Annotated in this window: 9 protein-coding genes; 2 read left to right on the top strand and 7 right to left on the bottom strand. The window is 37.9% G+C overall.

Features of this window, described 5'->3' with window-relative positions; all coding sequences use genetic code 11:
- The 7 genes from EP58_RS09315 to EP58_RS09285 all read right to left on the bottom strand — a co-directional run.
- Nucleotides 1–542: nucleotide sugar dehydrogenase (locus EP58_RS09315; RefSeq protein ID WP_036092816.1), on the bottom strand; the 542-nt coding region annotated here is incomplete at its 3' end.
- Between the two features lie 2 nt (nucleotides 543–544).
- The gene (locus tag EP58_RS09310) at nucleotides 545–1,636 is read right to left on the bottom strand and encodes a UDP-N-acetylglucosamine 4,6-dehydratase family protein (protein ID WP_052171417.1); all 1,092 of its coding nucleotides are present in this window, start codon (nucleotides 1,634–1,636) and stop codon (nucleotides 545–547) included.
- A gap of 22 nt (nucleotides 1,637–1,658) precedes the next feature.
- Entirely contained in the window at nucleotides 1,659–2,327 is a 669-nt protein-coding gene (locus tag EP58_RS09305; protein WP_036092813.1) for a CpsD/CapB family tyrosine-protein kinase, read from the bottom strand.
- Complete coding sequence (locus EP58_RS09300; protein WP_052164819.1) at nucleotides 2,296–3,012, bottom strand: YveK family protein; 717 nt, start codon at nucleotides 3,010–3,012, stop codon at nucleotides 2,296–2,298. Before EP58_RS09300 ends, EP58_RS09305 begins: the two co-directional genes overlap by 32 nt.
- Nucleotides 3,013–3,489, bottom strand: coding sequence for a DUF4352 domain-containing protein (locus tag EP58_RS09295; protein ID WP_036092810.1), 477 nt, complete (start codon nucleotides 3,487–3,489; stop codon nucleotides 3,013–3,015).
- Between the two features lie 88 nt (nucleotides 3,490–3,577).
- Nucleotides 3,578–5,710 (bottom strand): toxin Cry1Ac domain D-VI-related protein, encoded by a 2,133-nt coding sequence (locus tag EP58_RS09290; protein WP_141087968.1) that lies wholly within the window; start codon nucleotides 5,708–5,710, stop codon nucleotides 3,578–3,580.
- Nucleotides 5,711–5,870: 160 nt separating this feature from the next.
- Entirely contained in the window at nucleotides 5,871–6,383 is a 513-nt protein-coding gene (locus EP58_RS09285; RefSeq protein ID WP_036092806.1) for a hypothetical protein, read from the bottom strand.
- A gap of 371 nt (nucleotides 6,384–6,754) precedes the next feature.
- On the opposite strand from EP58_RS09285, the gene EP58_RS09280 reads away from it, so the two are divergent.
- Nucleotides 6,755–7,522 carry a LytR/AlgR family response regulator transcription factor gene (locus EP58_RS09280; RefSeq protein WP_036092803.1) on the top strand — a complete coding sequence of 256 codons (768 nt, stop codon included), beginning with the start codon at nucleotides 6,755–6,757 and terminating at the stop codon, nucleotides 7,520–7,522.
- A gap of 272 nt (nucleotides 7,523–7,794) precedes the next feature.
- The gene (locus EP58_RS09275) at nucleotides 7,795–8,817 is read left to right on the top strand and encodes a sensor histidine kinase (RefSeq protein ID WP_159106219.1); all 1,023 of its coding nucleotides are present in this window, start codon (nucleotides 7,795–7,797) and stop codon (nucleotides 8,815–8,817) included.
- Nucleotides 8,818–9,004: the final 187 nt, after the last annotated feature.

Below are 9,004 nucleotides of genomic sequence, written 5' to 3'. Positions count from 1 at the left end.
TTCGGCGTGTTTTTCGTTTGGAATGTTTTATTCCCTGGATCGACGCGTTCTGGTGAGAAGCAAAGGAAAAAGTCTTCTCCAACGCGATAACCTAGCGCTTCGATTTCTGTTTGGATGAGTTCTTCTGTCGTGCCTGGATACGTCGTGCTTTCCAGCGTAATCAGCATCCCTGGTTTCATGTAACGCTTAATTTCTGCTACGGCCGCCATGATGTAAGACATGTCCGGTTCTTGCGATTTCGTGAGCGGTGTCGGAACACAGATACAAACCGCGTCTACCTCCCCTAACTTCGAAAAATCGGTTGTTGGCGTGAAATGACCATTTTGCACGACGGTTGCTAGTTTTTGATTCGTGATGTCAATGATGTATGAATCGCTGTGTGCGAGTTGGTTGACCTTACCCGCATGGATATCAAAACCGATGACATGATATCCAGCTTCAGCGAATTCAATCGCCAAAGGTAATCCGACGTAACCGAGTCCAATGATACCGACCGTGGCGTTTTTCCTATTTATTTTCTCTTGCATCATTTCGTAATACATAATTAGACCTCCATTGGGATGTGAGCTTTATGTCGATTGGCTATTTTTAAAAGTTCTATAGTTAGGGCATCTTTAGCTAAATTTTCATAATTCAGGAGTAGATCATCAATCAAATATTCTGCTGTGATAACCGCTTTACCGATGAACATCTCTTCGGTTTCTTCCATTTGTACACGTTCCTCCATCTCGAGCAAGCCTTCATGAAGCTTTTCACCATCTCGGATACCCGTATATTGAATCGCTATATTTTGCTTGTCAGACATCGTGATTAATCGCTCGGCAATATCTTTTATTTTCACCGCATCCCCCATGTTGAGGACAAAAATATCGCCACCGTTCGTCATTGTTCCCGCCTTCACGACCAAACTCGCGGCTTCTTCAATCGTCATAAAGTAACGCGTCATTTCAGGATCGGTTAATGTGAGCGGTCCGCCTTTTTCAATTTGTTTCAGGAAAAGTGGGACGACACTGCCGCGACTTGCGAGTACATTGCCGAATCGTACGGTTGTATAGTTTGTTTCATAGTTATGATTGAAATGGGCGACAATCATTTCTGCAATACGCTTGCTTGCCCCCATGACATTTTGTGGTTCCACCGCTTTATCCGTCGAAACAAGGACGAAGGTTTCAACGCCAACTTCACCCGCCGCTTCAGCAACATTTTTTGTCCCGATAATATTGTTCGCAACGGCGGAATGTGGATTGTTTTGCATGAGTGGTACGTGTTTGTGAGCGGCTGCGTGGAACACAAAATCAGGTTGGACTTTTTCCATCAATCGGCGAATTCCTTTTTTGTCTTGGATTTCTTGGATTGCAGCTGTGATCTTGATTGTTTGATTCGTCCAGTTCATCAGTTCATGTTGAATCAGATAGATGCTATTCTCGCCATGACCGACTAAAATGATTTCAGCTGGTTGTAACGCATAGACCTGACGACAAATTTCTGAACCAATAGAACCCCCAGCTCCCGTGATAAGCACTTTTTTCTGATATATTTTTGGTTGGATATCTTCGGAAAGTGTTGTTTTTATGGTGCGTTGCAATAGTGCTTCCGCAAAAACATCACTCTGCGGTACGTTCGTTTGTTTCTTCAATTGAAAGGTCTCCTTTGCCAACTTATTTGTTGTAATAGTAATATTTGCTACTTTTATCTTGTTTCGTTTTGTTTAAGATGATGCCTAAAATCGGGGTGTGGGTGCTTTTTAATGTGGTCAATGCTTTTTGGAATTTTTGTTTCGGTGTTTTATTTTCTTCGGCAACCATGATGATGCCGTCGATTTCTTGAGCGATAATCGTTGTATCCGCGACGATGACTGGCGGTGCATCTACTAAAATGAAGTCATACTGTTTTTTGACGGTTTCAAGTAATGCTGCTAACGCCGGTTTAGATAGTAGTTCAGAAGGATTATTTGGACTCTGACCAGCCGGAATGATATCGACATTAACTAGCACTGTGTTTTGGATAACGGCTTCGAGATCAACCGTTTCTTCTAAAATATCCGTTAGTCCGACTGAATTATCAGCGCCTAAAATGTAGTGTTGCGATGGTAAACGTAAATCAGCATCAATAATTAATACATGGAGATCTTGACGTCCCATCACGTCTGCCAGATTCGCGATGATGGTGGACTTGCCTTCTTGTGGTTTTGTCGACGTAATCATGATTGTTTTTAGGGATCTTTTTTTACTGATAAATTCAATATTGGTTCGAATCATCCGGAATTGTTCGGCGATTTTCGAGCCTTTTTGGTGCTTAATTAGTAGTTTTGAGCGCTCTTTTTGCACGTTTCTTCACCTTCTTCTTCCGTTCGTTTTGAATGGAGCCCATAATTGGAATGTCTGTTATGGCTTCGATGTCCTTTTCAGATTTGATGGTGGTATTGAGCAGTTGAAGCAGGAACGATAATAAAATTCCCAATACGAACCCGACAAAGGCACCTATTGCTGCAGCAGATTTCTTGTTTGGCGCGATTGGCGTCTTATTGTCCTCGGCTTTGGCGTCTGAAAGGATGGTGACATTTTGTTGATCCACGATGTGCTTGATGTCTTTTTGGAATACGGTCGTCACTTCATTCGCGATAAGGGCGGCGTCTTCCGGATTATCATCGGTTACTTGGATGCTAATGACTTGCGAGCTGTTTACATTTTCAACCGCGATTTGTTGTTTGAGTTGCTTGACTGATTGAGGTAAATCTAAGTTATCTTTCACCTGATCTAAAATGCGATTGCTCGTTAAGATAACGGAATAGGTGTTCACGAACTGCTGATTCGATTGCACATCGGAGGCAGTCACTTGTTCTTCTTTTTGTTGATTGACGAGGACATCTGTAGATACTTGGTACGTCGGTGTAATAAAGTAAGAGGTATAGAGGGTCATCGCTATCATACCTGCCATGCAAGCCGCGACAACGATGTACCAATATTTTTTAAAGAAGTGGCCGATATGTTTGATATCGAGTGTTTTTTCCATTTAACTCGCATCCTTGATCGTTTTTATCGTCCATGTTGCTTTTGATTTTGTTTCGGGGTTTTCATAGGTAACGGTGAGTGGTGCCTCGCCTTTTAGGACAAAGAATGCGTCACCTTCTGCTTTTTCGCCTGGCGCTAATGTTTTGCCTAAGCTTGTTGATGGGTATATGTCGAGTGTTTTTCCTTCGCTGTTTTTGACAGTAAGCAGCATAGCGTCTAGCGGTTGTGGATCAGGGCTGTTATTTTTGCCTTTGAAGTGAATTTTGATGATGGTGTCGTCTGTTTTATTAGCTTTGTCGAGTTTCGTTGCTTCTGTCATGTCGATTGCGACGCCGTCCACTTTTTTCGTCATGTCTGGTTTTTCAGCTACGGTTTCGGACTTGGGTGTGTTATCTTTCGTGTCGGTTGCTGTATTGCCGCAAGCGCCTAATGTGAAGGACATCGCGGCAAGCATGGCAATAATCGTTGCTTTTTTCATTCGTTTTGTAACCTCCATGTAAGTATCGTATTTCTTAAAAAGGGAAACTCTTGACTGGCTCGCGCCAGTCAAGAGTTCGAGCATGCAATTATTTAGCGACAACTGTTACGGTTGTGCCTGTGTCTCCTGGAATTTGTGCGCCAAGATCGACAGTGATTTTATCGCCAGCTTTCAATTTACGTGATACGCCTGTTTCATCTTTGAAGAAGCGGCTGTAAATTTTAAATTTGCCATTCGGACCAATCCCACCGGCAGTAACTGCCTCAATATCTTCTTGTGGTGTTACAGTACGCTGTGCAACGCCATTGATAGATAGACGCAATACTTGTGTTCCTGTTGGTACTAAACCAGTGATATAGTCTGACTCTGCTTGCACTGTATCAACAATTGGTTTCACCGCATTATTTACCACTACAGTAGTAGATAGGTTTGCTGGTGTTCTAATACCATAATCGACTGTGATAATGTCTCCTTTTTGTAAACGCAGGTTGGATACAGTACCATCTGAAACAAAACGACTATAGAACGAGAAATTACCGTTAGCATCAGGAGCGACTAAACGTTGTGGTACACCGTTTACTAGTAGGCGCACGGACACTGTACCTGCTGGCACTTTACCTGTAATCGCTTGTTGGAAAGGACCTACGCTATCTATGATTGGTGCTGCTGCAGGAATATAGTTTCCAACTTTCACAGTGACAGAAGGCCCCGTTTTTTCTGGGTTCTGTTGTGCGACAGTAATGAGTGTATCTGCTTTCTGTACTGGAATGTTGACAGAAAAATCACCATTTATGCCAACTACACCTGTATACGTTTCTGATCCAATTTTAACTACTACTTGATATCCTGGTGTCCCTTTACCTTTGACTTCTGTATCTTTGTTAGTTACAGCGCTAACTGTTGGCGCAACTACAATTGCATTCTTAGTATCTAGTTTTTCTTGAGCGTTATTAATATCCTTTTGTAGCTCTGCCTTTGTGCTTGGATCTTTTATTGCATCTACTAATTTTTGTGCTTCATCAATTGCCTTTTGATTTGTTGTGTCTTTGATGTTGTTTGCTGGATTATTACCAACGAACAAGTCTTTCACTGCCGCTGTTGCCGCTTCTTTCGCTTCTGCGTCTTTCTTCGCATTTAGATCGTTCTGTGCTTTATCTAGCTGTGTTTGCAATTCTGCCTTTTTCGATGGATCGGTTACAGCATTGACCTTTGCTTGGGCATCATCAATGTCAGCTTGTGTTACAGTATCTTTAATGTTATTCGCTGGGTTGTTATTTATGAATAGCTCATCGATTGCTGTTTGTGCAGCTTCTTCTTTCTCCGCGGCTTCATTCTTAGCATCCAGCTCTGCTTGCGCTTTATCTAATTGTTCTTGTAATTCTGCTTTTTTCGTCTCGTCTTGGATTTCATCAATTTTCGCTTGTGCATTGTCGATATCAGCTTGCGTTACAGTATCTTTCACATTATTTTCTGGGTTGTTATCTACAAATAGCTCATCAATCGCTTTTTGTGCAGCTTCTTCTTTTTCTTTTTCTGCTTTGAATTCTTCATACTTATCAGCAGGTATTAATTGAACATCTGCAAAACTATACTGCAAGTTACCTGCATCGCCATTACTCCCAGTAATTGTAATGGTGTCTGTATTACTAGTGAAAGTGAGTTTCACAGTATGTTCTATAAAATCTGTGGATGTAGACGGTTCAGAAGTATATGAAGTCCACCACCAATCTTCACTTTTCTGGACCTCTATCTGACCCGTACTTCCGTTAGTGGATTCCAATCGACTCTTAAATGTAAGAACATACTCCTTGTTAGGAATGAGATTTGTAAGTTCTTGTTTTATAGCGATATATTTTGCTGATTGGCCATTAGGTGCCATGTCCCTTATGGTAATACCTTTATTCCCATCTTCATTAAGCTCTCTGTATCCTTTAACAATGTCGTAACTTTTTTCGGTTACATTCCAGCCGTCTTCAAATTTTGTTGCAGTCAAACTATTCGCTTCGGCTGCTTGACTTCTATTACCAGCACTAATTTTCCAACTCGGAACCTCATATCCACTCAGTCTAAAGGTGCTGTTCTTAATAACATTGTAGTCTGTTGATACGACTGTACTCGCTGTTGTATCTACCTCATTTGTATTTTCAACTGCAGCTAACACGCTCACTGGTGCACTTACAGATGAAAGTAGTAGTGCTGCAATTGCAGTTGATGATACCACTTTTTTTCCTAATTCTTTTCTTAACATAATAGTCTCCTTCTTTATAACTTTTTTATTTGTATTTCTAAACAAAATACGGTCCTCCTTCTATCAAGGTGAAAGTTTTTTGATAATGGGAAACTCATAACCCAAGCTTCTTGGTCACTACGAATTTTATTTATTACATCGCTTTTTTTACGGTGTTTAAAGAACAATTACAAAATCTAGCAACTTGGCGGATTCCTATATCATAAACATCTAACTCATTCGTCGCATAAACATTGATGCGTTCCAACAAAAATTTCACTCTATCGCGTGATGAAAAAGATACCATCGATTTTAGGAAGTGGATTCGCTTGTAGTACTGATTTACTAAGACAAGATAAAAATTGGATAGTAATTCTTCTTTTTCTAAAAGTGATACAAGCTCTGTCACATTAAACTCTTGAATTTCTCCTGTTTCAATAGCCACTAATTCTGTGTCTTGATTGTAGATATAATCGCCTTTTTTCAGGATAATCGACTGTCTTTCACAGATAAATAATCCGCTTTTTATTATCGCTACTTTATTTTTATCTGTATAGTATACTTTAGTGACTATTTTTTTACTTTTTTTTGATAATTTATCATCTAAATACTTTTCAAAGAAATCGTCTCTTAATATATTTTCATGAAATTCGAAAAAATTCATCATTCACGTGGCATATTAAATGTATGACTTGTAATATGCACTCTCCTTTCTTGATATTTTTCCGTGGGGTGTCACAGATTGTATACTCGTCAATCTAGCCTTATTACACTCGCTACAATAATTATATCCAATAAAAAAGTGAACAAATATCATTAATTCTTGTCAATCTGATACATATATGCAAATCTGCTTTTTCATGTTCTTTTTTTCGTAATATTTCGATCTAACCTTTAGCGAAAAACCAACGTCTATCTGCATCTGATGCTCTTTCATAATATACTATTATTATAAGATTTTTTCTCACATCGCGCGTGCCCCTTGATGTTTAATAAAATACCTTTTGTGCTATAATCAAAGAAAAGGGGGAATTTACTATGTCGATTAATAAAATATTTATTATTGATGATAACTTTATTCATAGAGATTCGATTAAAAAAGCTGTTATCCAAGTGCTAGGTGACATTAGCCTGACATCTGAAATAGAAGAAATCGATAACATAGTCCCTTTTTTCCAAAATATTTCATCCGACTCTATTACAGATACTGACATCTTTTTTTTAGATATTGATTTAAATACGTATTTTTCAGGGATTGATATTGCAGTTCAACTTCGGGAGTACAATACTAGGTGTTTCATTGTTTTTATTACTAGCCATAAAGAAAAAGCACTAGAGGCGATACATCGGGGTTGTATTCCTTTTGGTTATATAACGAAAGATGAATTTCAAGCCAAAAACATAAACATGCAAGTCGGAGATATTATTAGGAAAGCAAATACAACAATCCAAGCTCAATTTGATGATACGCTTTTTATCCAAAATGGCCCGGAAGTTAGGAGCTTTATGTTCTCTAGTATTCTTTATTTTGAAACCATTCCAAATAACAGGTACAGTACTATGCTTTGGACTATAGAAGGACAGGATTTGTTGACTGGTAGTATAAGCAAGTTCAAAGATCATTTTGCAGATAATACAGATTTCTGCACTATTTTTAAGTCTTTTGTTATCAACATCAAGAACATAAAAAAGCTCTCACTCTCAGACAATGAAATCACTTTTATAAATGATCATACATTGCACATCGGGCGAAAACCTTTATTGAAACTAAAAAAATATATACAGGATTACGGAGAAACGTTATGATTTTCTTTTTTATCGTATTACTTTATTTAGCTAATAAGATCTACTGGATAAAATTTATCTATCAATATCGTATTGTAAATTCTCAACAGTATTATACATTACTAACTTGTTTGCTTATATCAGGTGTCATCATGCTATATGATTTTACTAATTATAGGATGTTATTCTTCTGCCAATTTACTATAAACTGCTTACTGGCAATCTTTATTTTCTATAATTTTCGAAATTACTTTTTTGCTATCTTTGTTTCTTTCACACAGTATATTTTAATTATGAGTATTCGTATACCTATAGGCTTCTTTTTGTATTTTCAAGCTGAGAAAAGTAGCTATGCTATTTTGAGTAACACAACTTTATTCATCCTAACGGTGTTGATAATAGAGAACATTATCTATATTTTTGTTTACTTGTTCTTTAAAGATGCTAAATATAAAGAAAGCATAGAATCACTCGTTGCGTATTTTCCACAAAGTAGTCGTTCTATAAACTTCAGCATTACTTTTTCAGTTGTTGCATACATGTATATTCAGTACTATGTATTAGATCTTTTCTCACTTCCTTTTTTTATTGCCTACTTCTGCTTTCTGCTAATTTCAGTTATATGGTTACTTCAAACACTCGGCACGTCGCAAAAAAATCGCTATGCTGTGGAGCGTGAGTTAAACGCTTCTTACATCAATATAGCAGACCAAAATGTAGAGAAGTCTTTGAATATACAGCATGATATAAAGAATTTACTATTCACTATCACCGCTTTTCTTAAAGAAGATAAAACGGAGGAGGCCCTATCTTATATAGCAGAAATCTATACGTATACCCAACATAATACCATCGCTTTTGAGGAAAAGGAGTTAATGAAAATAAAAATACTTCCTATCCGAGAGTTACTATTGAATAAACTGAAATCTGCTCATCTCCATGATATTAGTACCCAATTAATTGTCAATCAACCGGTTTTCAAAATTGATATGAAGCTGTTAGACATGGTTCGAATTATTGGTATCTACTTAGATAATGCTATCGAGTATGCAGCAAATATAGATGATAAAAACCTGGTCGTATCTTTTACACAAGAACAAAATGGGCTCATCATTATAATCGAAAATCCGATAGCTAGCCAGTCTAGCATCAACATTTCACAAATTTTAACAAAGGGTTTTACTACAAAGAAAGAGCATTTAGGACGCGGGTTGTATATCGTTAGTGAATTATCCCAAAAATACAAACATGTAGATTACAGTATTAGCGTTAATGATGGTTGGTTTCAGGCTAGACTAATCACTCATACAAAATAAATTAGTATTCTTCTACAATGGCTTTCGCAGGAGCAACGGTTTCGGGATCACACTTTTTCGTTCTTGTATCAAAGAAGAAAAACTGTGTAGATAATGAACCTAGGATTCATGGGTTTGTCAAGAAAAGTGTGTAATTAAGAAATAGAAATATAATGCGACACACGATTCTCAAGGGAATCCAAAAGAA

This window comes from Paenilisteria newyorkensis (assembly GCF_000766145.1).
In the GTDB taxonomy this organism is placed as follows: Bacteria; Bacillota; Bacilli; order Lactobacillales; family Listeriaceae; genus Listeria_A; species Listeria_A newyorkensis.
The sequence above is the reverse complement of the archived record's forward strand: the minus strand, read 5'-3'. Positions and strand labels throughout refer to the sequence as shown.

Bases quoted from the DNA above. Each gene is read 5' to 3' on its own strand.
- EP58_RS09300 (WP_052164819.1), bottom strand. From the start codon at position 3,012: ATGGAAAAAACACTCGATATCAAACATATCGGCCACTTCTTTAAAAAA.
- EP58_RS09295 (WP_036092810.1), bottom strand. From the start codon at position 3,489: ATGAAAAAAGCAACGATTATTGCCATGCTTGCCGCGATGTCCTTCACA.
- EP58_RS09285 (WP_036092806.1), bottom strand. From the start codon at position 6,383: ATGATGAATTTTTTCGAATTTCATGAAAATATATTAAGAGACGATTTC.
- EP58_RS09280 (WP_036092803.1), top strand. From the start codon at position 6,755: ATGTCGATTAATAAAATATTTATTATTGATGATAACTTTATTCATAGA.
- EP58_RS09275 (WP_159106219.1), top strand. From the start codon at position 7,795: ATGAGTATTCGTATACCTATAGGCTTCTTTTTGTATTTTCAAGCTGAG.